Raw genomic sequence first — 22,797 nt, 5'->3', positions numbered from 1 at the left:
GGTCAGCCGAACAGCCGGCCCTGCCCCGGCGAGCGCGCATCAAGCCCCGCGGTGCGCACGAGGTCCCAGAAGCCCGCGGGCGAACTGGACACCACGGGCACCCGCAGGCGCGCCTCGACCTCGCGCACCGCATCGAGCGTGACGAGGCCGCCGCACGAAATGAGGAGGCCGTCGGCGCCGGGCTGGTCGTCGAACACCTTCAGGCACAGATCGACCAGCACCTCGGTCGACACCTGGCCCACGGCCTGCACGTCGGAGATGGCCAGGCCTTCGAGTGCGAGCGGTTCGAAGTCGCTCTGTTCGAGGTAGGTGCGCAGCTGCGTGTTGACCTCGTCGATGTAGGCGGTGGCGACGGCCACGCGCCGCACCTTCAGATGGCGCAGGCCCTCGAGGATGGCGTCGCTCATCGTCGTGCAGGGCAGGCCCGTGGCCTGCTCCATCTCGCGCTTCAGCTGGCGGGTGAAGGCGACGCCGCGAAAGAAGCTCAGCGAGGTGCCCATGAGGGAGACGGCGCTCGCGCCCTCTTCCTTGAGTTCCAGCGCCTTGCCGATGACCGAGTCGATCACTTCGGTGTAGCCGCGCGTGGAGATTTCGCCGAGGCCGAGGCCCTTGGCGCTGAAGCGGATGCGGTCGCCGTAGAGCAGTGGACCGTCGACCGGCACGGCGCCGGCTGCGGGCGGCACGATGAGGCCGAGATGGGGCTGTGTCACCTCAGTTCCCCTCCGCCACGATGCGCTGGTCCGTGATGATGCGTTTCCATCGCGTCGTTTCCTCCGCCATGTCCTTGCCCAGCTGAGCGGGCGTGGCGTAGGCGCGCAGCGTGCCCTGCGCGGCGGCGGCCGTGCCCGTCTCGGGCATGTCGAGCACGGTCTTCACGGCGGCCGAGAGCTTGTCGACCACGTCGTTGGGCGTGCCCGCCGGCGCGAGCAGGAAGATGCGCGGCGCCACGTCGAAGCCTGGCAGCGCCTCGGCCAGCGGTGCGACGCTCTCGGCGCCTTCGAGCTTGGCGTTGTTCAACAGCGCGAGCGCGCGCAGCTTGCCGGCCTTCGACTGCGCCATCGCAGCCGTGGCGCTCACCACGCCCAGCGGCACCTGGCCGCCGACCACGTCGGGCACGATCTGCGCCGCGCCGCGGTAGGGCACATGCACCACGAACGCGCCGGTGGATTGCTTGAGCATCTCGAAGCCCAGGTGCTGCACGGTGCCCACGCCCGACGACGCGTAGGAATAACGCCCCGGGTGCGCCTTGAGTTCCTTGACGAGTTCGGCGGGTGTCTTCGCAGGAAAGTCGTTGCCCGCGACGATCATCAGCGGCGACACGAAGGCACCGGCCACGGGCTTGAAGCTGGTCAGCGGATCGATCGCGATCTTCGGCTGCAGCAGCTTGGCGATGAGCAAGGCGCTGTCGCCCATCATCAGTGTGTAGCCGTCGGGCGGCGCCTTGGCGACAAGGTCGGCCGCGATGAGGCCGGTGGCGCCGGTGCGGTTTTCGACCAGCACCTGCTGGCCCAGCACCGCAGGCAGGCGCGCGCTGAGCATGCGCGCGACCGCGTCGACGCCGCCGCCGGCCGAGTAGCCGACGACGATGCGGATGGGCTTGTCGGGAAACTTCTGCGCCCATGCGGCGGGTGCGGCGGCCAGCAGGCCGGCCAGGGCCAGGGCGGCCTGCAGGGCATGCCGGCGCGATGGCCGCATGGCATCTCTTCTTCTGTCGTTCATCTTGTCTCCGTGGTGGTCGGGATGCGCCGGCCGTCTGCGCGGCCTGGTCGTGGTCGGAAGTGTCGTCGGGTGGCGCTCAGGCCTTGCCTTTCCCGTGCGAGGTCGGCAACTTGGCGAGTTCGCGCACACGCTCGGCGTTGGGCGTGAAGCCCAGGCCCGGCGCCTCGGGCAGCGTGAGCCAGCCCTGATCGGGCACAGGCAGGCCGTCGAAGATCTGCTTGAGCATCTGCACCGCGACGTAGTGGTACTCGACCAGCCCGCCGTTGGACACGCCCGCGTGCAGGTGCATGTTGTGGAAGGGCCAGGCGCCGCCGTTGTCGATGGGCACGTTGAAGGCCGCGGCCATGCCCGCGATCTTCAGGCACTGCGAGTAGCCGCCCGAGATGGTCACGTTGGGCTGCAGCACGTCGGCCGCCTGGTTCACCAGCAGGTCGCGAAAGCGGAAGGCCAGGCCCTCGTTCTGCCCGCAGGCCAGCGGAATGCGCGTGCGCGCGCGCAGCTGGGCCATCTGCCGCACGTCGTTCTGCGTGAGCGGCTCCTCGAAGAAGCTGATGCCGTAGGGCTCGATGCGGTGCGCGAGTTCGGTGGCGTGGAACAGGTCCAAGCCGCAGTTGGCATCGACGTACAGCTTGACGTCGGGGCCCACGGCCTCGCGCACGGCGGCCACGCGGCGCACGTCTTCGGCAATGACCTCGTCGAGCGGGCGCGGCTCGTCGCGGCGCGCCAGCGCGTGGTTGCCGACAGTCATCTTCAGGCGGTTGAAGCCCTGCGACACCCACAGCTTGGCGGCGGCGGCGAGCTGGTCGCGTTCGAAGAAGCCGAAGCCGAAGGTGGCGTACACCGGCACCTTGGCGCGCGCGCCGCCGAACAGGCGCCACAGCGGCTGGCCCAAGGCCTTGCCCTTCAGGTCCCACAGCGCGATGTCGAGCGCGGCGATGGTGTGGCTCGCGTAGCCGGTCTGGCCACGCGGCGACAGCAGCCAGTAGAGCTTCTCCCACAGGCGCTCGGTGGCCATCGGGTCTTCGCCGATCAGCGCGGGGCCGGCCACTTCGCGCACGGCGGCGGCAATGATTTCTTCTTCGGTGATGGCGGTCATGCCGTGGCCGACGAGGCCGGTGTCGGTCTCGATCTCGGTGAGGCACAGCGACAGCGAGGTCTGCTTGTTCAGGCCGACCACGTCGATGGTCACGGGGATGTTCAGCGGCGTGGCGCTGACGCGGATGATCTTCAAGGGTGTCTCCTTTGGTGTGCCCGCATCTTTGCGCGAGGGCCGCAGGAGAACAATTCGTTTTTGGCGAGTTCGAGCCTTCGCGCGACGCGAAGGCTCGCTGCCCCGATGACCTCAGTCGGGCCGGCCGAGGTGTTCGAGCACCGAGCGCGCGGCGGCCGTGAGCTCCTGCTGGCGGCGCACGCACAGCAGGTGACGGCGCAGCGCCCAGGGCGCGTCGAGCTTGAGGCAGCGCAGCTTGAGGATCTGCAGCTGCGGCAGGATGGCCGCATAGGGCAGCACGCCGATGCCCACGCCCTGCTCCACCATGCGGCACACCATGTCGAAGCTGCCCACCTGCATGCGCACCTTGAGCGGCACCTGGGCCTCGAGCGCGGCGGCCAGCAGCACGCGGTGCAGCGCCGTGCCTTCGCGCACCACGATATGGTCGTGGCGCAGCACCTCCGCCACGTCGATGCGCTTGCGGCGCGCCAGCGGGTGATCGCGCGCGACCACCACGGCCAGCTCGTCGGTGCGGTAGGGCAGGCATTCGAGGCCGTCGGCCGGCGTCTGGCCCTCGATCACGCCGATGTCGGCCAGGCCGGCCTGCACGGCCTTCACCACCTCGGTGCTGGCGCGCTCCTGCAGGTCGATCTTGAGCACCGGGTGCAGGCGCAGGAACGAGCCGATCTGCGCCGGCAGGAACTGCGCGATGGTCGAGGCGTTGGCCGTGATGCTGACCACGCCCGCCACGCCATTCTGGAAATCGTCGAGCTCGGCGCCCAGCCGGTCCATGGCCGAGAGCACGGCGCGCGCATGCAGAAGAAGCCCATGGCCGGCCGAGGTGAGCGTGACGCCGCGCGCATGGCGCACCAGGAGCGGCAACCGGGCGCGGGCTTCGAGGTCGGAGATGCGCTTGCTCGCAGCGGCCAGCGCGATGTGGCAGCGCTTGGCGCCTTCGCTGATGCTGCCGTGGTCGGACACGGCCACGAACAGGCGCAGCGATTTCAGGTCGGCGGACATGGCCCGTCGCGCCTCAGGCCAGGGTGAGGTGGTCGAACAGCTCGCGCGCGGAGGCCGGCAACTGCTCGCGGTTGCGCGCGATGAGCTTGAGTTCGCGCTCGGCCCAGGCGTCGCTGAGCGCCACGGTCGAGATGCGCATCGCCATCGACAACCGGTGCGCCGATGACGAGGGCAGCACGCCGACGCCCACGCCTGCTTCGATCATCAGGCAGATAGCTTCGAAGCTGCTGACCTGGATGCGCGGGTTGAAGCCACGCCCCGCAAGTTCGGCGCGGCGCTGCAGGAAGCGGTGGATCGCGCTGCCGTGGTGCAGGCCCACGTGCTGCTCATCGAGCGTGTCGGCAAAAGCCACCGACGACGCGCCCGCCAGCGGGTGCGTGGGCGGCACCACCAGCACGAGCTGGTTGCGCCCGAACGGGCGCGCATCGAACTCGCCGGTGTGCACGTCGCCCGCGAGGATGCCGATGTCGGCCTCGCCGTCGGCCACGGCGCGCACGATTTCTTCGCTCAGGTATTCGCGCAGGTCCACCTGCACGGCCGGGTGCTGCGTGAGAAAGCCCGCGAGTTTTTGCGGCAGGTACTCGGTGATCGAGGTGGTGTTGGCGAACACGCGCACATGGCCCTTGATGCCTTTGCCGAAGTCCTGCATGTCGCAGCGCAGGTGCTCCATCTGCTGCATCACGCGCTTGGCGTGGTACAGCACGGCCTGCCCCGCGGCCGTGAGGCTCACGCCCTGCGCACTGCGGTGCAGCAGCTTGCCGCCCACCGCCTCTTCCATCTGCTTGATGCGCGTGGAAGCCGCGGCCAGCGAGATGCAGGCCTTCTCGGCGCCGCGCGTGAGGCTGCGCGCGTCCGCCACGTAGACGAACAGTTTCAGGTCGAACAGGTCGAAGTGCAGGTTCACCGGGCGGGCACGAAGGAAGCGGGAGGAACGCGCATTGTCCGGCGAACGGCGTCGCCTGCAGCCGCTTGCGGGTTTGTCCTCAGAAGGTGTGAATGAATCCGGACATGGCGGGTCCGTTCACACCTTCTCAGACCGGGTCCCAGCTGAACACGTCGGCCGAGCGGTCCAGCGGGAAGAAACTGGCGCGCATCGCAGGCATGGCGTGCTCGGCGATGCTCTCGGGCGTCCAGCCTTCCGAGCGGTGGATGGAGCGCACCGGGCGCGGCTGGCTGATGAGCGAGATCTCGTTGTTGCGCACCGAGAAGATCTGCCCGTTCACGGCCGCCGCCGCGTCGCTCGCCAGGTACACCGCGAGCGGCGCCACCTTGGCGGGCGTCATCTGCTTGATCTTGTCGACGCGCGCGCGCTGCTCGTCGGTGTCGGTGGGAATCGCGCCGATCATGCGGCTCCAGGCGAAGGGCGCGATGCAGTTGGAGCGCACGTTGAACTTGAGCATGTCCAGCGCGATGGACTTCGACAGCGCCGCGATGCCGAGCTTGGCCGCCGCGTAGTTGGCCTGGCCGAAGTTGCCGATCAGGCCCGAGGTGGAGGTCATGTGCACCAGCGCGCCCGAATTCTGTTCCTTGAAGTGCGTCGCGGCCGCGCGGCTCACGAAGTAGGCGCCGTACAGGTGAACCTTGATCACCGCGTCCCACTCGTCGACCGACATCTTGTGAAAGAACCGGTCGCGCAGGATGCCCGCGTTGTTCACCACCGCATCGATGCGCCCGAAGCTGTCGACCGCGCATTCCACGATGCGCCCGGCGCTCGCGGCATCGGCCACGCTGTCGGTGTTGGGCACCGCCTCGCCACCTGCCGCGCGGATTTCCTCGACCACCTGCTGCGCCGGCCCGGCACTGCCGCCGGCGCCGTCGAGCCCCGCGCCGATGTCGTTGACCACCACCTTCGCGCCATGCCGCGCCATCGCGAGCGCAATGTCGCGCCCGATGCCGCCGCCCGCGCCGGTGACGACGACCACTTTGCCTTCAACCATGTGTCTTGCCTCTGCTTCGGATGTTCGTTCGCCCGCGAGTTCGCGGGGGAATTTCAGAATGCCACAGGGAGACGCCTGCGAGTTCAGGAATTCCGAAGAGGGGCTTAAGCCGCGGCAGCGCGCGACCGCCCGCGGGTGGCCGTTACTGCCGCGCCGTGCGGATGTTCACCGGCAGCGCCTGCGGCCAGCTTGTGCGGAACGGGTTGATGTCCAGCCCGCCGCGCCGCGTGTAGCGCGCATACACCGCGAGCTTGGTCGGCTGGCACTGTCGCCAGATGTCCGTGAACATGCGCTCGGCGCAGGGCTCGTGGAACTCGTTGTGGTTGCGAAAGCTCACGATGTACGCCAGCAGGCCGGCCTGGTCGATGGGCGGGCCGCTGTAACGGATCTGCACGCTGCCCCAGTCGGGCTGGCCGGTGACGAGGCAGTTGCTCTTCAGAAGCCGGCTGGTGAGGGTTTCGTTCACGTGCACCTGCGTCGTGTCGCTGCTCAACAGCTCGGGCGCGGGCTGGTAGTGGGTGCATTCGATGTCGAGGCGGTCGAGGTCCAGGCCATCGATCTCGTGCACCGGCTCGCGGTCGAAGAGGTCGGGCGTGAGCAGCTTCACGCCGATGCCGGCCGACTGGTCGCTGCCGCGCCATGCGGCTTCGGCGAGGTCGGTGCGCAGGTGCTCGCGCACCGCATCGATGCTGGCGAAGGTGCTGTTGTTGAAGCTGTTGAGGTACAGCTTGAACGACTTGCTCTCGATGATGTTGGGCGTTTCGCAGGGAATGGTGAAGTGCGCGATAGCCACCTGCGGCTTGCCGCGCGGGTTCAGCCAGCTCAGCTCGAAGGCGGTCCAGAGGTCGGCGCCGAAGAAGGGCAAGGCGCCGCCCTGGATGCCCATGGCCTCGCGCTGCGTGGTGCGTGCGATGGGGAACAGCAGGCTCGGGTCGTACTTGTCGGCGTAGGCCGAGGCGCGGCCGAGCTGCGACTGTTCGGGGGTGTTGGGGTTGGTCGGGTCGTGGCTCATGGGGCGGTTCCTGCATCCGCCGCGTGTGCGAACGGAGCGATATGGTGGGCGAGGATCGTGCAGACCTCGGGCGGCAGGTCGTGGCCCATGCCGGGCACGGCGATGAAGGTCGCGCCCGGAATGCGCTGCGCCGAATCACGGCCGCAGGCGATGGGCACGAGCGCGTCGGCGTCGCCGTGCAGCACCAGCGTCGGGCGCTGGATGCGGGCCAGCACCTGCGGGCGGTCGTCGTCGGCGCCGATGGCGAGCATCTGGCGCATCAGGCCGGCCGGGTGGTAGGCGCGGCGCATGCTGAAGGTGAGGCGCGCGGCCAGTTGCTCGTCGGTCTGCGGGTAGGCCGGGCTCTGGATGAGCCGCAGCAGCTTGATGCTGTGCGCGACCAGCGCGGCCTCGTCGTGGCTGCGCGGGCGCCGCATGAGCATGGCCCCGACCTCGCGGCGCGGGCCCGGCAGGCCGCGCGCGCCGCTGGAGCTCATGATGCTCACGAGGCTGGCGGCGCGCTCGGGCGCGGTGGCGGCGATGCGCTGCGCGATCATGCCGCCCATCGAGGCGCCGACGATGTGGGCGCGGGCAATGCCCAGCGCGTCGAGCACGCCGAGCGAATCGAGCGCCATGTCCTGCAGCGTGTAGGCGCTGCGCACCTTCAGGCCGATGCGGTGGCGGATGGTTTCCCACACGAGGTTGCCGGTGCCCAGGTGGTCGAAGCCCTGGCTCAGGCCGATGTCGCGGTTGTCGTGGCGCACCACGCGAAAGCCGGCGTCGACCAGTTGCTGCACGAAGCCGTCGGGCCAGGCGACCAGCTGCATGCCCAGCCCCATGATCAACAGGATGACGGGGCGCCCTTCGCCGCCGGTGTCGTCGACTTCGATCTGCAGGCCGTTGGCGGTGACTTTCATCGGTTCCTTGTTGCTTCTTCTGCTACTTGAATTCGCGTTCGCGCAGCCACTTGGTGGCGACCCATTTCTCGCCCGCCAGCACCGGCGCGCCGCCGTGCAGCGTGCGGGTGGCGGGGTCGGGCCGGTCGTAGCTGAAGAACACGCCGGTGCCGCGCACCGGGGCCACTTCGAGCCCGATGTCGGGGAAGGTGGTGGCGCCGCCCTGCTCGGGCTCCTGCAGGTACATCACGAGCGTGGCCACGCGCTGGCCACCGCGCTTGAGGATGGTGGGCGTGCCGGGCTCGTGCGGGTCGAAGTAGTCGTAGTGCGGGCGGTACTGCGCGCCGGGCGCATAGCGCAGGATCTGCAGGCCCTCGCCGTATTCGAGCGGCCAGCGCAGCAGCATGGCCAGGCGCTGTTCGAGGCGCGCGACGATCTCGTTCTCGCCGCGCTCGAAGAACATGCCGTCGCTGGTGCGGTCGACGTTGAGCACCTCGCCGCCGGTGCGGGTCTCGACGGTGAGCGAGCGGGCCAGCCGCACGCGCGCGGCGGCGATCAGGCCTTCGCATTCCTCGACCGACAGCAGGTTGCCGAACACCACGACGCGCGGGTGCCGCACGGTCTGCAGCACCTGCACGCGGCGGTCGCCGGCGTCGAGGTACAGCGGCGCGCCGTCCAGGTCGGGGCCGGGCATCTCGGTGCGCGCCGGCGCCAGGGCCGCCTCGACATCGGGGAACCCGGCCTCCAGTTGGGCCAACGCGAGGTCGGTGGCGGCATCCTGCCAGCCGGCCGCCCGCATCGACATGCGCAACGCGGGCACCGAATGGCCGGCCGCGAGCTGGGCCACCAGCCATTCGCGCAATTCCGGACTGATCGCTTGGGACATGTCAGTGCTCCTCCACTCTGCAATGAGACCCGCAACACATGACTCCACGCAGTTCTTCGCCAGAAACACCGCGGAACCGGCTTTGCCGGGCCGCTGGTGTTGCCCCCTGGAAGGGGGTTGGCGAAGCGACACGAAGTGCGCGCAGCCTGGGGGTCATGCTAGCTTTCTTCTGAACACCAGCCTTTCGGCTGTCGACACATCGGCGTCGAAACCATAACCCTCGAGGTCGAATTTTTCCAGCGCCTTGGGCGTGGCCGCCTGGTGCAGCACGGCCCAGCGCGCCAGCAGGCCACGGGCGCGCTTGGCGAAGAAGCTCACGATCTTGTACCTGTCGCCCTTCCATTCCTGGAACACGCATTCGACCACGCGCGCCTTGAGCACCTTCTGGTCGACCGACTTGAAGTACTCCTGCGAGGCGACGTTGACGACGACCGGCGTGCGGTCGGCCGCCAGGCGCTCGTTCAGGTGCTCGGCGATGCGCGAGCCCCAGAAGGCGTACAGGTCCTTGCCGTGGCGGTTGGCCAGCGCGGTGCCCATTTCGAGCCGGTAGGGCTGCAGGCGGTCCAGCGGGCGCAGCAGGCCGTACAGGCCGCTGAGGATGCCCACGTGGTCCTGGGCCCAGGCAAGCTGGGCGGGCGTGAGGCTGCGGGCGTCGAAACCGCCGTAGACGTCGCCATCGAAGGCGAAGGCGGCCTGGCGGGCGTTCTTGTCGGTGCTCTTGGACGACCAGGCGGCGTAGCGGGCCACGTTGAGGGCCGAGAGCTTGTCCGACAGGTGCATCAGCTCGGCGATGTCCTGGGGCGACTTCTCGCGCAAGAGCTTGATGAGTTCGACCGAGGGGCCGCGCGGGGCTTCGAAATGGGGCTGGGTGGCGGGGGTTTCGGAGGGGACGGGGGTGTCGTAGTCGAGCGACTTCGCGGGGGAAAGCAGGAACAGCATCAGTCGATTATGTGGGGCTGGGGTTACCCCGGGCCGCCCCGGTAAAATCCCGGGCAATCCCACCCTGTCACCAACGGCACCCGAGGGTGCCGTTTTGCATTCCCCATGAGCGAACCTACCTCCCAGCCCGGCCTCGAGAGCCTGTCCAAATCGTTCGAACCCGCCGCCATCGAGGCGCACTGGGGCCCGGAATGGGAGCAGCGCGGCTACGCCAAGGCGGGCTTCCGCGGCACGCAGCAGCCCAAGGAAGGCGCCGAGTCGTTCGCGATCCAGCTGCCGCCGCCCAACGTGACGGGCACGCTGCACATGGGCCATGCGTTCAACCAGACGATCATGGACAGCCTCACGCGCTACCACCGCATGAAGGGCGCCAACACGCTGTGGGTGCCGGGCACCGACCACGCGGGCATCGCCACCCAGATCGTGGTGGAGCGCCAGCTGCAGGAGCAGAAAGTCAGCCGCCACGACCTGGGCCGCAAGAACTTCGTGGCGCGCGTGTGGGAGTGGAAGGAAAAGTCGGGCAGCACCATCACCGAGCAGATGCGCCGCATGGGCGACACGGTCGACTGGAGCCGCGAGTACTTCACGATGGACGACGACCTCTCGAAGGTGGTCACGCACACCTTCGTGAAGCTGTATGAAGAAGGCCTGATCTACCGCGGCAAGCGCCTGGGCAACTGGGACCCGGTGCTCAAGACCTCGGTGAGCGACCTGGAAGTCGAGAGCGAAGAAGAAGACGGCTCGCTCTGGCACATCGCCTACCCGCTGGAAGACGGCAGCGGCACGCTCACGGTGGCCACCACGCGCCCCGAAACCATGCTCGGCGACACGGCCGTGATGGTCCACCCCGAGGACGAGCGCTACAAGCACCTGATCGGTCTGCGCGTGAAGCTGCCGCTGGTGGACCGACTGATTCCGATCATTGCCGACGACTACGTCGACAAGGAATTCGGCACCGGCGTGGTCAAGGTGACGCCCGCGCACGACTACAACGACTACGCCGTCGGCCAGCGCCACAAGCTCGAGGTGATCGGCATCCTGACGCTCGACGCGACCATCAACGACAACGCGCCTGAAAAGTACCGCGGCATGGACCGCTTCGTGGCGCGCAAGGCCATCGTGGCCGACCTGGAGGCGCTCGGCCTGCTGGTCGAGGTGAAGAAGCACCGCCTCATGGTGCCGCGCTGCGCGCGCTCGGGCGCCGTGGTCGAGCCCATGCTCACCGACCAGTGGTACGTGGCCATGACGCGCCCCGGCGCCGACGGCCAGTCGATCGCGCAGAAGGCCATCGACGTCGTGAAGTCGGGCGAGGTGCGCTTCGTGCCCGAGAACTGGGTCAACACCTACAACCACTGGATGGAGAACATCCAGGACTGGACCATTTCGCGCCAGCTCTGGTGGGGCCACCAGATTCCCGCCTGGTACGACGAAGACGGCAAGGTGTACGTGGCCGAGACCGAAGCCGAGGCGCAGGCCAAGGCGCCGGGCAAGACGCTCACGCGCGACGAAGACGTGCTCGACACCTGGTACTCGTCGGCGCTGGTGCCCTTCTCGTCGCTGGGCTGGCCCGAGAAGACACAAGACCTGGCGCTGTACCTGCCCTCGACCGTGCTCGTGACGGGCTACGACATCATCTTCTTCTGGGTCGCCCGGATGATCATGATGACCAAGCACTTCATGGGCACTGTGCCGTTCAAGGACGTGTACATCCACGGCCTGGTGCGCGACGCGCAGGGCAAGAAGATGAGCAAGTCGGAAGGCAACGTGCTCGACCCGGTCGACCTGATCGACGGCATCGAGCTGCCCGCGCTGCTCGACAAGCGCACGCAAGGCCTGCGCAAGCCCGAGACCGCACCGGCGGTGCGCAAGAACACGCAGAAGGAATTCCCCGAGGGCATTCCGGCCTTCGGCGCCGATGCGCTGCGTTTCACTTTTGCCTCGCTGGCCTCGCTGGGCCGCAGCATCAACTTCGACTCGAAGCGCTGCGAGGGCTATCGCAACTTCTGCAACAAGCTGTGGAACGCCACGCGCTTCGTGCTGATGAACTGCGAAGGCCAGGACTGCGGCCTGCTGGAGCACACGAAGGAAGACTGCCAGGTCGGCGGCAAGGCGCACGGCTACCTGAGGTTCAGCCGTGCCGACTTCTGGATCGTCTCGCAGCTGCAGCGCGTCGAGGCCGAAGTGGCCAAGGGCTTCGAGGAATACCGCCTGGACAACGTGGCCAACGCGATCTACCAGTTCGCCTGGGACGAGTTCTGCGACTGGTACCTGGAGATCGCCAAGGTGCAGATCCAGACCGGCGACGATGCGCAAAAACGCGCCACGCGCCGCACGCTGATCCGCGTGCTCGAGGCGCTGCTGCGCCTGGCGCACCCGATCATCCCGTTCATCACCGAAGAGCTGTGGCAGAAGGTGTCGAAGGTCGCGGGCCGCGAAGGCGCATCGATCATGATCGCGGCCTATCCGCAGAGCCAGCCCGAGAAGATCGACGAAGCCGCCGAAGCGCACGTGGCGCGCCTGAAGGCGCTGGTCGACGCCTGCCGCACGCTGCGCGGCGAGATGAACGTGTCGCCCGCCACGCGCCTGCCGCTGTACGCGGTGGCCGACGACGCCGAGGGCGCGGCCTTCCTGCGCGACGCGGCCCCGGTGCTGCAGGCGCTGGCCAAGCTCAAGGAAGTGAAGGTGTTCGACGACGAGGCCTCGTGGCAGGCTGCCGCCGAGGCGGCACCCGTGGCGGTGGTGGGCGCGGCGCGCCTGTGCCTGCACATGGAGATCGACAAGGCGGCCGAGAAGCTGCGCATCGGCAAGGAAATTGCACGCATCGAGGGCGAGATCGCCAAGGTGCACGGCAAGCTCGGCAACGAGGCCTTCGTGGCCAAGGCGCCGCCCGCCGTGATCGAACAGGAGCGCACGCGCCTGGTCGATTTCACCGCCACGCTGGAGCGCCTGCGCGACCAGCTTGTGCGCCTCGGCTGACAGACGCGGCCCGGGTGGGGGACTAGGATTTGGTCATCGGCTTCGCGCCGTAACCACCCTCATCCCTCTCCTTTTCCCTGCATCCAACGACACTGAACCGCCCATGTCCACTTCTTCCCCGACGCGCATCCGCAAGGCCGTATTCCCTGTTGCAGGCTTCGGCACCCGCTTTCTGCCGGCCACCAAGGCGCAGCCCAAAGAGATGCTGCCCGTGGTCGACAAGCCGCTGATCCAGTACGCCGTCGAAGAAGCCTATGCCGCGGGCATCCGCGACATGATTTTTGTGACCGGGCGCAACAAGCGCGCGATCGAAGACCACTACGACACCGCCTACGAGCTCGAAAGCCAGCTCGAAGCCAGCGGCAAGGACGCGCTGCTCGAAATCGCCCGTTCGGTGTCGCCCGACGACATGACCTGCTCGTACGTGCGCCAGCCGCGCATGCTGGGCCTGGGCCACGCCGTGCTGTGCGCCGAGCACCTGGTGGGCAACGAGCCCTTCGCCGTGCTGCTGGCGGACGACCTGATGGTCGGCCCTGTCGGTGGCCAGCCGGTGCTGGCGCAGATGACCGAAGTCTTCGCGCGCCTGGGCGCCTCGGTGCTGGCCGTGCAGGAAGTGCCGCTGGAGCACGTCAAGCGCTACGGCATCGTGGCCGGCGAGAACGTGGAAGACGGCCTCGTGAAGGTCAACCGCATGGTCGAGAAGCCCAAGCCCGAAGACGCGCCCTCGCGCCTGGGCGTGGCCGGCCGCTACATCCTCACGCCCGGCGTGTTCGACGAGATCCGCAACCAGCCCAAGGGCGCGGGCGGCGAGATCCAGCTGACCGACGGCATCGCCGCGCTGATGAAAAAGGAATCGGTCTACGCCTACTCGTACAAAGGCATCCGCTACGACTGCGGCAGCAAGGAAGGCTTCCTGCAGGCGTCGGTGGAGCTGGCGCTGGCGCACCCTGAAGTGGGCGAGCAGTTCCGCGAGTACCTCAAGAGCCTGAAGCTCTGAGGGCGCCGCAAAGCGCTGAAAACAAAAAAGGGGCCGCGAGGCCCCTTTTTCTTTGGTCGGTTGCCGACGCTAGCGCCGCTTCAGCACGTGGATGAAGTCGCTGCCCACGGTCTCCTGCGCCACCAGCTCGTTGCCGGTCTGGCGCGCAAAGGCCTGGAAGTCGCGCACCGAACCCGGGTCGGTCGACACCACCTTCAGCAACTGGCCGCTCGCCATGTCGTTGAGCGATTTCTTCGCCTTCAGGATCGGCAACGGGCAGTTGAGGCCGCGCGTGTCGATTTCGCGGTCAACTTGCATTGCCAGGCTCCGGTGGCAGGTTCAGGCCGCGGCGACGCTCTTCGTTTTCCGCCGCGGTGAAGAACACCGGCTCGTGGCCGCGCGTGCGCAGCCAGTCGGCCAGCGCATAGCCGGTGCCGGCGGGCCAGCACCGCAGGTCGGGCAGGTCGTAGAGGCGGTAGTCCACCAGCTCGGGCGAGAGCTTCACCTCGCCGTCGGCCACCACGTGGTACGCGATGATGATCTGGTTCATGCGCTGGAAGTCGTAGGCCCCGACGAGCTTGGCGGCGCTCACGTCCAGGTTGGTCTCTTCCTTGACCTCGCGCGCGATGCCCTCCTCGGGCGTCTCGCCGGCCTCCATGAAGCCGGTGATGAGCGCAAACATCTTGCCCGGCCAGGCCGCATTGCGCGCCAGCAGCACCTGGCCGCGGTACTCGACGATGGCCGCGAGCACGGGCGTGGGGTTGTTCCAGTGCGTGTGGCCGCAGTTGGGGCAGCGCAGGCGCTCCTTGGGACCGCCGTCTTCCATCAACGCGATCCATTCGAGCGGGGTGGCGCAGGCCTGGCAGAACTTGGGGTGGGGCATGGGGAGTCTCTGTTCTTTTTCTCGGACGTGCGGCGCCCCGTGGGCGCCGCCGCAGTGTGAAGGGATCAGGCGGGAAAGACGCCCGTGGACAGGTAGCGGTCGCCGCGGTCGCAGACCACGAAGACGATGGTGGCGTTCTCGACCTTCTTCGACACCTCGATGGCCGCCCACAGCGCGCCGGCCGCCGAGATGCCGCCGAAGATGCCCTCTTCGCGCGCCAGGCGCCGGCACATCTCCTCGGCGTCGTCCTGGCTCACGCTGATTTCCTCGTCGACGCGGCTCGGGTCGTAGATCTTCGGCAGGTACTCGACCGGCCACTTGCGGATGCCGGGAATGCGCGAGCCTTCGGCCGGCTGCGCACCGACGATGCGCACCGCCGGGTTCTTTTCCTTCAGGTAGCGCGAGACGCCGGTGATGGTGCCCGTGGTGCCCATGGCGCTCACGAAATGGGTGATCTTGCCCTGCGTGTCGGTCCAGATCTCGGGGCCGGTGGTCTCGTAGTGGATGCGCGGGTTGTCGGGGTTGGCGAACTGGTCGAGCACGCGGCCCTTGCCCTGGGCGACCATCTGCTCGGCCAGGTCGCGCGCGTATTCCATGCCGCCGCTCTTGGGCGTGAGCACCAGCTCGGCGCCGAAAGCCTTCATGGTCTGGGCGCGTTCCACCGAGAGGTCCTCCGGCATGATCAGCACCATGCGGTAGCCCTTGATGGCCGCGGCCATCGCCAGCGCGATGCCGGTGTTGCCCGAGGTGGCCTCGATCAGCGTGTCGCCGGGCTTGATTTCACCGCGTTCCTCGGCCCGCTTGATCATCGACAGCGCCGGTCGGTCCTTGACCGAGCCCGCCGGGTTGTTGCCTTCGAGCTTGCCCAGGATCACGTTGCCGCGCTTGGCGTTTTCCGCGGCATGGATGCGTTGCAGGGCAACCAGGGGGGTCTTGCCGATGGCGTCTTCGATCGTCGGATAATTCATGCCAGCCACTGTGCCATAATTTTGGGCTTCCTTCCGGATGTGCCCGGGTGGTGAAATTGGTAGACGCAGGGGACTCAAAATCCCCCACCGAAAGGTGTGCCGGTTCGATTCCGGCCCCGGGCACCACGAGACGACGCCGTCTCACCCCCACATCAAGAAACCCGCTCGCTTCACTGGCGCAGCGGGTTTTTCTTTGCCTCTGGGCCTTTCGGGCCAGGCAGCGCCCCGCCCTAGCCAAGCACGTCGGCGAGCTTCACCTGCAGCGACAAGGCGGCATGGTGCAGCAGCTCGAACTCGTCGTCCGGCAGCGGCACGGCCGTGAAGTTGAAGTGGCACAAGGTGCCAGCGACCGCGCCCGAGGGGTTCAAGAGCGGAACGCCGTGGTAGCTGATGGTGTAGTCCCGCCCAGGATGCGTGGCAAAGCGCTCGTCGACGCTCGAGTCGTCGGTGCGGAACCACCCGTCGCGCAGGACAAAGGGACAGATGCTCGCCTCGAAGGGCACGACGGCGATGTTCTCGGGGATCAGTTCGCCTTGCTTGTCGTGCAGGTAGAGGCTCGTGACCAGGTCGGCGCGAATCCTGTAGATCCCGGTGTACCGATGCGGCACGCGCGCGTTCAGGTAGGCGAGGACAGCCTGTGCGCCTTGATCGGCAAGCAACGCTTCAATCGTTTGGGGCATTCGTTTCGTCCGCTTCGCTTCGATCTGTTCGATCTGGAACCTGTGCCGCCATGGTACGCCCGGCCCCTGGGCATCCGCTTCGGTGTCAGCCCGCTTGCGCGGTCTTCAACGCCGCCACGGCGCGAATCTCCACCCACAGCGCCGGCCGCGCCAGCGCCGCCACACCGAGGATCGTCCACGCCGGAAAATCCTCAGTGATGTAGCGGTCCTTCACCTCGCGAAAGCCCGCCAGCTCGTGCTCGACGTCGACGTGGTAGCTCACGATCTCCACCAGGTCGGCGAAGCCGAGCCCCGCGCTTTCGAGCACCACGCCCAGCCGCCGGAAGGCCCAGTCGGCCTGTTCCGCGGCGCTCTCGGGCACGCTGCCGTCGGCACGCAGGCCGACCTGCCCCGCCACGAACAGCAGGCCGCCGGCCTTGACGCCGGGCGCGTACTTGAAGGTGTCGAAGACGGCGGTCGAGCCGAAGGTCGGATGGCCGTCGGGGATGCGAACGCTCTGTTTGTTCACGGGTGCGTCCCTTCAGGCGTCTGCGGGCTGCAGGCCGGTGTGCACCGTCGGATGCGCGAGCCGCACGCGCAGCTCGCGCTTGAGCCGCGTGTTGTCGAGCCGGCGCGATTCGCCCATGAAGCTCAGCAGTTGCAGCGGCAATTGCCGCTCGGCCTCGCCGCGCGCCACGCGCGGCGGGCGGGGCATGCCGTAGAGGTCGGCGGCCAGGTCGAAGTAGTCGCCCATGCGCAGTTCGGTGTCGTCCGACGCGTGCACCACGCGCTGGGGCTTGCCGCGAAACAGCGCCGCCACGCAGGCGCGCGCGAGGTCGTCGGCGTGGATGTGGCTGGTGTAGACGTCGTCCTCGCGGCGCAGCACGGGCGTGCCGCGCTCCAGGCGGCCGCGCGGCGTGCCGTTCTCGCGGTCGGGCGCGTAGATGCCCGGGATGCGCAGGATGCTGGTGCGCACGCCGGTGCTGCGGCCGAACCAGCGCACGGCGCGCTCGGCATCGACGCGCCGGTGGGAGCGCGGGGTGTCGGGCCGCACGCCGCGCGTTTCGCTCACGCGCGCGCCGCCGCAGTCGCCGTACACGCCGCTGGTGGAGCCGTAGACCAGCGCCGAAGGCAGCGAACGCAGCCGCAGCGCCTGCGCCAGCGACACGGTGCGCTGGTCGCGCCACCACGCCGCGCCGCCCTCGCGCGCGGGCGGCGCCAGGTGCACCACGCGGGTGGCGATGCCTGCCAGGCGGCGCAGGGTGGCTCGGTCGTCCAGGTTGCCCAGCAGCGGCCGGATGCCGGCCGCGCGCAGCGCCGCAACGCGGTCGGCCGAGGACGTGAGCGCGACCAGCTGCATGCGCCCGCGCAGGTTGCGCGCCACGCGCTGGCCGACGTCGCCGCAGCCGACGATCAGCAGGCGCTCGCGCCGGAACCGGGCCGGCAGTGCGCCGGAGGGACTATTGATTGAAGGCAAAATCCGGGTTTCCTGTCTCAATTCAGTTGTCCCGGCCGCACGCAGCCGGGAAAGTTCACCCCCGAAGAATACCGATGACTGCTACAGCGCCGCACGAAGCGGGCTTTTCCATCACCGTCGAGCCCAGTGGGCGCCACTTCGTGGTCCAGGGCGACGAAACCATCCTCGCGGCCGGCATCCGCCAGGGCATCGGCCTCCCCTACGGCTGCAAGGACGGCGCCTGCGGTTCCTGCAAGTGCAAGAAGCTGTCGGGCGAGGTCACGCTCGGCCCGCACCAGAGCAAGGCGCTGAGCGCCGAGGAGCAGCTGGCCGGCTACGTGCTGACCTGCTGCGCCCATCCGACGAGCGACGTGGTGCTCGAGTCGCGCCAGGTCACCGAGGCCGGCGCGCTGCCGATCCGCAAGATGCCGGTGCGCGTGATGGCGCTCACGCGCCAGTCGCACGACGTGATGATGCTGCGCCTGCAACTGCCGGCCGGCGAGCCGCTGCAGTTCTATGCAGGCCAGTACGTCGAATTCATCCTGCGCGACGGCGCGCGCCGCAGCTACTCGATGGCCAACGCGCCGCATACGGTGGCCGTGCCGGGCACGGGCCTGGAGCTGCACCTGCGCCACCTGCCGGGCGGCAAGTTCACCGACCACGTCTTCGGCGCGATGAAGGAAAAAGAGATCCTGCGCATCGAAGGCCCGTTCGGCAGCTTCTTCCTGCGCGAAGACTCCGACAAGCCGATGATCCTGCTGGCCTCGGGCACGGGCTTCGCACCCATCAAGGCGCTGCTGGAGCACATGCAGTTCAAGGGCATCGACCGCCCCACCGCGCTCTACTGGGGCGGGCGCCGCCCCGAAGACCTATACATGGACGCCTGGCTGCGCGAGCAGCTGGCCGCGATGCCGAACCTGCGCTACGTGCCTGTGGTGTCGAACGCCACGCCGGAAGACAACTGGACCGGCCGCACCGGCTTCGTCCACCAGGCGGTGCTGGAAGACTTCACGGACCTGTCGGGCCACCAGGTCTATGCCTGCGGTGCGCCGATCGTGGTCGACTCGGCCAAGCGCGACTATGTGGCATTGGCTGGCCTGCCCGAAGAAGAGTTCTTCGCCGACGCCTTCACCACCGAAGCCGACAAAGCCCTGCCCTGAGCCTTCGCGCTCCCCTTTCCGTTCCGTAGAACAACATGAAGACGAGACACTTCCTCCTGACCCTGATCGCCGGTGCCGCCGTGCTCACCGCCGGCCATGCCGCAGCCCAGCAACACCGCCCGATCCGCCTCGTCGTGCCCTACGCGGCCGGCGGCCCGATCGACAACACGGCGCGCATCCTGGCCGAGCAGGTGAAGGACACCCTGGGCGGCCCGGTCATCATCGACAACAAGCCCGGCGCGGGCGGCAACATCGGCGCCGACTTCGTCGCCAAGGCGCCGGCGGACGGCCTCACGATCGGCATCGCGGCCACGGCCACGAACGCGGTGAACCCGTGGCTGTACAGCAAGATGCCATTCAACGCCGCGACCGACTTCGCGCCGATCACGCAGATGGTGCGCGTGCCCAACGTGCTGGTGATGAACGCCGAGACGGCCAACCGCCTGAACATCCGCACGCTGGCCGACCTGATCCGCTACGCCAAGGCCAACCCCGCTAAGCTCAACTACGCCAGCGGCGGCAACGGCAGCGCCGGCCACCTGGCGGGCGAGCTGTTCAAGAAGGAAGCGGGCATCTTCGCGGTGCACATTCCGTACAACGGCGGCAACCCGGCGCAGCTGGCGCTGCTGTCGGGGCAGGTCGACTTCAACTTCGACAACCTCGCGACGGCCGCGCCGAACATCCGCTCGGGCAAGCTGAAGGCGATCGCGGTCACGACGCTCAAGCGCAGCAGCGCCCTGCCCGACGTGCCGCCCGTGGCCGACACGCTCAAGGGCTTCTCGATCGACACCTGGTGGGGCCTGGTCGCACCGGCCGGCACGCCGCCCGAGGTGGTCGCGAAACTGAATCAGGCCTTCGTCGCCGCGCTGAACGCGCCGGAAACGAAGACCCGCTTCGCCTCGATGCTGGCCGAGCCGGTCGGCAACTCGTCCGAGCAGTTCGGCGCCTTCATGAAGAGCGAACTGGCGAAGTACGAGAAGGTGGTCAAGGCCACCGGGGCGAAGGTGGACTGACGAGGTCGTCCAGGGGCGCTGCGGCCTGCGTGTCGGTGGCCGCAGCCACGGCCGCCGCCGCTTCGGCCGCCCCGCTCTGGTAGGTGCGCAGGCCCGCGAGGTCGAGCACTTCCACGCCGCCATGCTCGATGCGCAACAGGCCGTCGCGCTGCAGCGCATGCAGCGCGCGGTTGGCACGCTGGCGCGACACGGCCGACAAGAGGCCGATCTCGTCCTGGCTCAGCCGCACGAAGCGGGTGGCACGCGGATAGAGGATGGGGTCGAACAGGCTGGCCAGGCAGCGCGCCACGCGCGCGTCGGGGCCGAGCAGGCGATCGAATTCCATGAGGCCGATGAACAGGCTCAGTCGCGCATTGATGTGTAACAACAGAAACCGATTGAAGTCGATGCTGGTGGACATCAGCCGCTCGAAGCTGTGCCGCGGCACGCAGGCCACGCGCGTGGGCCGCAGCGCGACGCCGTCGTAGCGCCAGCATCCGGGGGTGAGCAGCGAGCCTTCGCCACCCCAGCCGCCGGCGGTCACGCCGGTGAAGGTGGACACGCGCCCGTCGGGCAGCGACACCGACATCTTCATGAGGCCGTCGATCACGCCGATCCAGTGATCGGCCGGCTCGCCGCGCCGCACGACGAAGCCGCCGGCCGGCACCACGCGCTCGTGCGACTCCTGGACGACGCGGTCGAGTTCGTCGTCCGTGAGCGCGCGCGCCCACAGGCTCTCGCGAAGCATGTTCTCCAACGCGTTCGACATCGCGCCTCCTGCTGTCGTCCCTCGTGACATCGCATCGGCCGAACCGTCGCAGGCGCCGGTCGGCGGGGTCCGTAAGAAATGTCGTTGCAACGACATCTTCGGCGCGGCGATGGTGCCACAGTCATCCGCGTTCGCCAAACAACAAGGAGACAACGATGAAGCGTTCGAACAAGGACCCGCGCCCCGCGCGCGGGCCGGACGGCGGGGATGCGCACGGCCTGCGCCGGCGCGACGTGCTGGGCTACGCCACGGCCGCGCCGCTGGCCTCGGCGGCGGCCGGCATCGCGGGGCTCGGCGCCCTCACGGCGCCCGCCTCGGCAGTCGCCGCGCTGCTGCCCATGACCCCGCCCGACACCACCGACCTGATCGACATCGGCGACGCGGTCACGCTGACCTCGCTGCCGACCATGCCGCTGGTGAAGGTGACGAACACCGGCGACGGCCGCGTGCGCCTGGCGCTGCCGCGCCTCGAAGTGGGCCAGGGCATCGCCACGGCCAGCGCGATGATGCTGGCCGACAAGCTGCGCCTGCCGCTGAGCGCCATCGAAGTCACGTCGGCCGACGCGAGCCCCGAGCTGATCTGGAACCAGCTCACGGGCGGCTCGTCGAGCGTGCGCTCGATGCACGCCGGCATGCCGGTGCTGGGCGGCCTCGGCGGCCTGCTCTCGGGCTCGACGCCCTCGGTGGTCGGCCAGCGCGTGACGCGGCTCGATGCGCTGGACATCGTCACCGGGCGCAAGAAGTTCACGCTCGACCAGGCGGTGCCCAATGCCAAGCCGACGATGGTGCGGCGCCCGCCGACCATCAACGGCAAGTTCGTCGGCATCAACAACCTGAACACCGTGATGGGCATGCCGGGCGTGATCGGCGTGGTGCCGATCCCCGCCACCAACGGCATCACGCCGACGCCGCCGGGCGTGGCGGTGATGGCCGAGACCTTCGGCCAGGCCTGGGCCGCGGTGAACGCGCTCGACGTGACCTGGGCCGCCGGCCCGCTCGACGGCGAGTCGAACGCCACCATCATGCGCAAGCTGAAGTCGTCGCTGCTGCCCTTTGCGCTGCCGCCGCTGGGCGCGCTGACGGTCGAGGCCGAGTTCGAGTTCGCACCGGCCGCGCACTGCCCGATGGAAGTCGAATGTGCGATTGCCGATGTGCGAGCCGACCGTGCCGAGATCTGGGCCGGGCTGCAAAGTCCCATCGTCACCCAGCAGGCGGTGGCCGCCGAGCTGGGCCTGCCGCTGAACAAGGTCGTCGTGCATGCGGTGCCCTCGGGCGGCTCCTTCGGGCGGCGCCTGTTCTGGGACCCGGTGCTGCAGGCGATCCAGGTGTCGAAGGCGCTGGGGCGCCCTTGCCGCCTGATGTACCACCGCACCGACGACATGCGCCACACGCGCATCCGCCCGCCGATCTACCAGAAGGCGCGCGCCACGATGCTGCTGGGCCAGGTCATCGCCTTCGAGCAGCGCATCGCCAGCGTGCGCCTGGACACGCGCCACGGCTTCGGCAACATGCTCGAGGCCGCCGCCATCGCACTGCCCAATGCCTTCCCGCAGACGGTGGGCAACTTCGCGATCGAGCAGGTGATGTTCAAGACCATGGTGACGTCGCCGTACAACTTCGGTGTCACGACCAAGCTGCTGACGCCGGTGCCGATGGACATGAACACCTGCTCCTACCGCTCGGTGCACATCCAGCCCGCGCGGCTGGTGGAAGAGATCCTGGTCGACGAGATGGCCCGTGCGGCGCGCAAGGACCCGGTCGCCTTCCGGCTCGAGTACCTGCGCCTGCCGCGCGCCCGCGCGGTGCTGAAGGCCGTGGCGGAGGCCGCGCAATGGGGCAAGGCGATGCCGGCGGGCTTTGCGCAAGGCGTGGGCGTGCACCAGGAGTCGAAGTCGTTCACGGCCTGCATCGTCGAGATCGACGCGCGCGTGCCGGCGCAGGCCCGCGTGGTGCGCGCGACCATCGCCATCGATGTCGGCACGCCGATCAACCCCTCGGGCATCGAGGCGCAGCTGCAGGGCGGCCTGTGCGAATCGATCGCGCTGGTGCTGTCGGCGGGGCTGCACATCCAGAACGGCCTGCCGCTGGAAGGCAGCTACTCGCAGTACCACTTCTCGCGCATGAAGCACTACCCGAAGGACGTGAAGATCATCATCATGCCGGCCAACGGCGAGGCCATCGGCGGGCTGGGCGAGGTCGGCCTGTCGGCGAGCTCGGGTGCGATCGCCAACGCCTATGGCCGCGCCACCGGCATCAAGCCGCGCAGCTTCCCGCTGAACTTTCCGGTCGACTTCACGCCGATCCCGCCGGGCAAGCTGCCCACGCCCGTCAACGTTCCGATCCCCGCCTGAGGAGACCCG

At 68.6% G+C, this 22,797-nt stretch carries 22 protein-coding genes and 1 tRNA gene; 6 read left to right on the top strand and 17 right to left on the bottom strand.

Translation table 11 applies throughout. The features are described from left to right. Window positions 1-2 precede the first annotated feature (2 nt). From AC1RLW_RS12540 to yaaA, 10 genes are all read right to left on the bottom strand, one after another. Window positions 3-710: an arylmalonate decarboxylase gene (locus tag AC1RLW_RS12540; RefSeq protein WP_493193255.1), complete on the bottom strand. Its 708-nt coding sequence runs from the start codon at window positions 708-710 to the stop codon at window positions 3-5. A 1-nt stretch (window position 711) separates the two neighbouring features. Beyond that, window positions 712-1,695 carry a Bug family tripartite tricarboxylate transporter substrate binding protein gene (locus AC1RLW_RS12535; RefSeq protein ID WP_493193254.1) on the bottom strand — a complete coding sequence of 328 codons (984 nt, stop codon included), beginning with the start codon at window positions 1,693-1,695 and terminating at the stop codon, window positions 712-714. Between the two features lie 100 nt (window positions 1,696-1,795). Then, window positions 1,796-2,950 carry a mandelate racemase/muconate lactonizing enzyme family protein gene (locus AC1RLW_RS12530; protein WP_099795467.1) on the bottom strand — a complete coding sequence of 385 codons (1,155 nt, stop codon included), beginning with the start codon at window positions 2,948-2,950 and terminating at the stop codon, window positions 1,796-1,798. Window positions 2,951-3,061: 111 nt separating this feature from the next. Beyond that, a complete protein-coding gene (locus AC1RLW_RS12525) occupies window positions 3,062-3,949 on the bottom strand; it encodes a LysR family transcriptional regulator (protein ID WP_099795466.1) in 888 nt (295 codons plus the stop codon). A gap of 13 nt (window positions 3,950-3,962) precedes the next feature. After that, entirely contained in the window at window positions 3,963-4,853 is an 891-nt protein-coding gene (locus AC1RLW_RS12520; protein WP_095746534.1) for a LysR family transcriptional regulator, read from the bottom strand. A gap of 127 nt (window positions 4,854-4,980) precedes the next feature. After that, window positions 4,981-5,886 carry an SDR family NAD(P)-dependent oxidoreductase gene (locus AC1RLW_RS12515; RefSeq protein ID WP_369646013.1) on the bottom strand — a complete coding sequence of 302 codons (906 nt, stop codon included), beginning with the start codon at window positions 5,884-5,886 and terminating at the stop codon, window positions 4,981-4,983. A 142-nt stretch (window positions 5,887-6,028) separates the two neighbouring features. Then, window positions 6,029-6,898 (bottom strand): NADPH-dependent 7-cyano-7-deazaguanine reductase QueF, encoded by an 870-nt coding sequence (gene queF / locus AC1RLW_RS12510; protein ID WP_493193251.1) that lies wholly within the window; start codon window positions 6,896-6,898, stop codon window positions 6,029-6,031. Then, the gene (locus tag AC1RLW_RS12505) at window positions 6,895-7,794 is read right to left on the bottom strand and encodes an alpha/beta fold hydrolase (RefSeq protein WP_493193250.1); all 900 of its coding nucleotides are present in this window, start codon (window positions 7,792-7,794) and stop codon (window positions 6,895-6,897) included. Before AC1RLW_RS12505 ends, queF begins: the two co-directional genes overlap by 4 nt. Window positions 7,795-7,816: 22 nt before the next feature. Beyond that, entirely contained in the window at window positions 7,817-8,659 is an 843-nt protein-coding gene (locus AC1RLW_RS12500; protein WP_492697319.1) for a 2OG-Fe(II) oxygenase, read from the bottom strand. Between the two features lie 153 nt (window positions 8,660-8,812). Beyond that, the gene (yaaA, locus tag AC1RLW_RS12495; RefSeq protein ID WP_307586504.1) at window positions 8,813-9,598 is read right to left on the bottom strand and encodes a peroxide stress protein YaaA; all 786 of its coding nucleotides are present in this window, start codon (window positions 9,596-9,598) and stop codon (window positions 8,813-8,815) included. Between the two features lie 105 nt (window positions 9,599-9,703). Between yaaA and AC1RLW_RS12490 the strand changes: the two genes are divergently transcribed. Further along, entirely contained in the window at window positions 9,704-12,574 is a 2,871-nt protein-coding gene (locus tag AC1RLW_RS12490; RefSeq protein WP_493193249.1) for a valine--tRNA ligase, read from the top strand. Between the two features lie 103 nt (window positions 12,575-12,677). Continuing rightward, window positions 12,678-13,571 carry a UTP--glucose-1-phosphate uridylyltransferase GalU gene (gene galU, locus AC1RLW_RS12485; protein ID WP_492684696.1) on the top strand — a complete coding sequence of 298 codons (894 nt, stop codon included), beginning with the start codon at window positions 12,678-12,680 and terminating at the stop codon, window positions 13,569-13,571. A gap of 69 nt (window positions 13,572-13,640) precedes the next feature. Here the strand turns inward: galU and AC1RLW_RS12480 are convergent, their stop codons facing one another. From AC1RLW_RS12480 to cysM, 3 genes are all read right to left on the bottom strand, one after another. After that, entirely contained in the window at window positions 13,641-13,868 is a 228-nt protein-coding gene (locus AC1RLW_RS12480; RefSeq protein WP_056572272.1) for a sulfurtransferase TusA family protein, read from the bottom strand. Next, window positions 13,858-14,433, bottom strand: a complete 576-nt coding sequence (locus AC1RLW_RS12475; protein ID WP_056572274.1) for an NUDIX domain-containing protein — start codon at window positions 14,431-14,433, stop codon at window positions 13,858-13,860. Before AC1RLW_RS12475 ends, AC1RLW_RS12480 begins: the two co-directional genes overlap by 11 nt. Window positions 14,434-14,498: 65 nt before the next feature. Continuing rightward, entirely contained in the window at window positions 14,499-15,401 is a 903-nt protein-coding gene (cysM, locus tag AC1RLW_RS12470) for a cysteine synthase CysM (protein WP_062479803.1), read from the bottom strand. A 41-nt stretch (window positions 15,402-15,442) separates the two neighbouring features. Between cysM and AC1RLW_RS12465 the strand changes: the two genes are divergently transcribed. Beyond that, a tRNA-Leu gene (locus AC1RLW_RS12465) sits at window positions 15,443-15,527 on the top strand. 104 nt (window positions 15,528-15,631) lie between these two features. Here the strand turns inward: AC1RLW_RS12465 and AC1RLW_RS12460 are convergent. From AC1RLW_RS12460 to AC1RLW_RS12450, 3 genes are all read right to left on the bottom strand, one after another. Continuing rightward, window positions 15,632-16,081 carry a guanylate cyclase gene (locus AC1RLW_RS12460; RefSeq protein ID WP_369629885.1) on the bottom strand — a complete coding sequence of 150 codons (450 nt, stop codon included), beginning with the start codon at window positions 16,079-16,081 and terminating at the stop codon, window positions 15,632-15,634. An 85-nt stretch (window positions 16,082-16,166) separates the two neighbouring features. Continuing rightward, window positions 16,167-16,589, bottom strand: coding sequence for a RidA family protein (locus AC1RLW_RS12455; RefSeq protein ID WP_493193247.1), 423 nt, complete (start codon window positions 16,587-16,589; stop codon window positions 16,167-16,169). Between the two features lie 12 nt (window positions 16,590-16,601). Further along, window positions 16,602-17,537, bottom strand: coding sequence for an SDR family oxidoreductase (locus AC1RLW_RS12450; protein WP_493193245.1), 936 nt, complete (start codon window positions 17,535-17,537; stop codon window positions 16,602-16,604). 74 nt (window positions 17,538-17,611) lie between these two features. On the opposite strand from AC1RLW_RS12450, the gene AC1RLW_RS12445 reads away from it, so the two are divergent. Together AC1RLW_RS12445 and AC1RLW_RS12440 are read left to right on the top strand one after the other, a co-directional pair. Then, entirely contained in the window at window positions 17,612-18,676 is a 1,065-nt protein-coding gene (locus AC1RLW_RS12445) for a CDP-6-deoxy-delta-3,4-glucoseen reductase (protein WP_095746545.1), read from the top strand. A gap of 35 nt (window positions 18,677-18,711) precedes the next feature. Further along, entirely contained in the window at window positions 18,712-19,689 is a 978-nt protein-coding gene (locus AC1RLW_RS12440; protein WP_307694904.1) for a Bug family tripartite tricarboxylate transporter substrate binding protein, read from the top strand. Here the strand turns inward: AC1RLW_RS12440 and AC1RLW_RS12435 are convergent. Continuing rightward, window positions 19,661-20,437, bottom strand: coding sequence for a Crp/Fnr family transcriptional regulator (locus AC1RLW_RS12435; RefSeq protein ID WP_095746547.1), 777 nt, complete (start codon window positions 20,435-20,437; stop codon window positions 19,661-19,663). The two genes, AC1RLW_RS12440 and AC1RLW_RS12435, sit on opposite strands and share 29 nt — an antisense overlap. Before the next feature lie 155 nt (window positions 20,438-20,592). Between AC1RLW_RS12435 and AC1RLW_RS12430 the strand changes: the two genes are divergently transcribed. Beyond that, entirely contained in the window at window positions 20,593-22,788 is a 2,196-nt protein-coding gene (locus AC1RLW_RS12430; RefSeq protein WP_095746548.1) for a xanthine dehydrogenase family protein molybdopterin-binding subunit, read from the top strand. The last annotated feature ends 9 nt before the right edge of the window (window positions 22,789-22,797 follow it).

It is taken from the genome of Variovorax sp. GW822-FHT04A09 (genome assembly GCF_058801005.1).
Note: the sequence above shows the minus strand (reverse complement) of the source record. Positions and strands in the feature narration are given on the sequence as shown.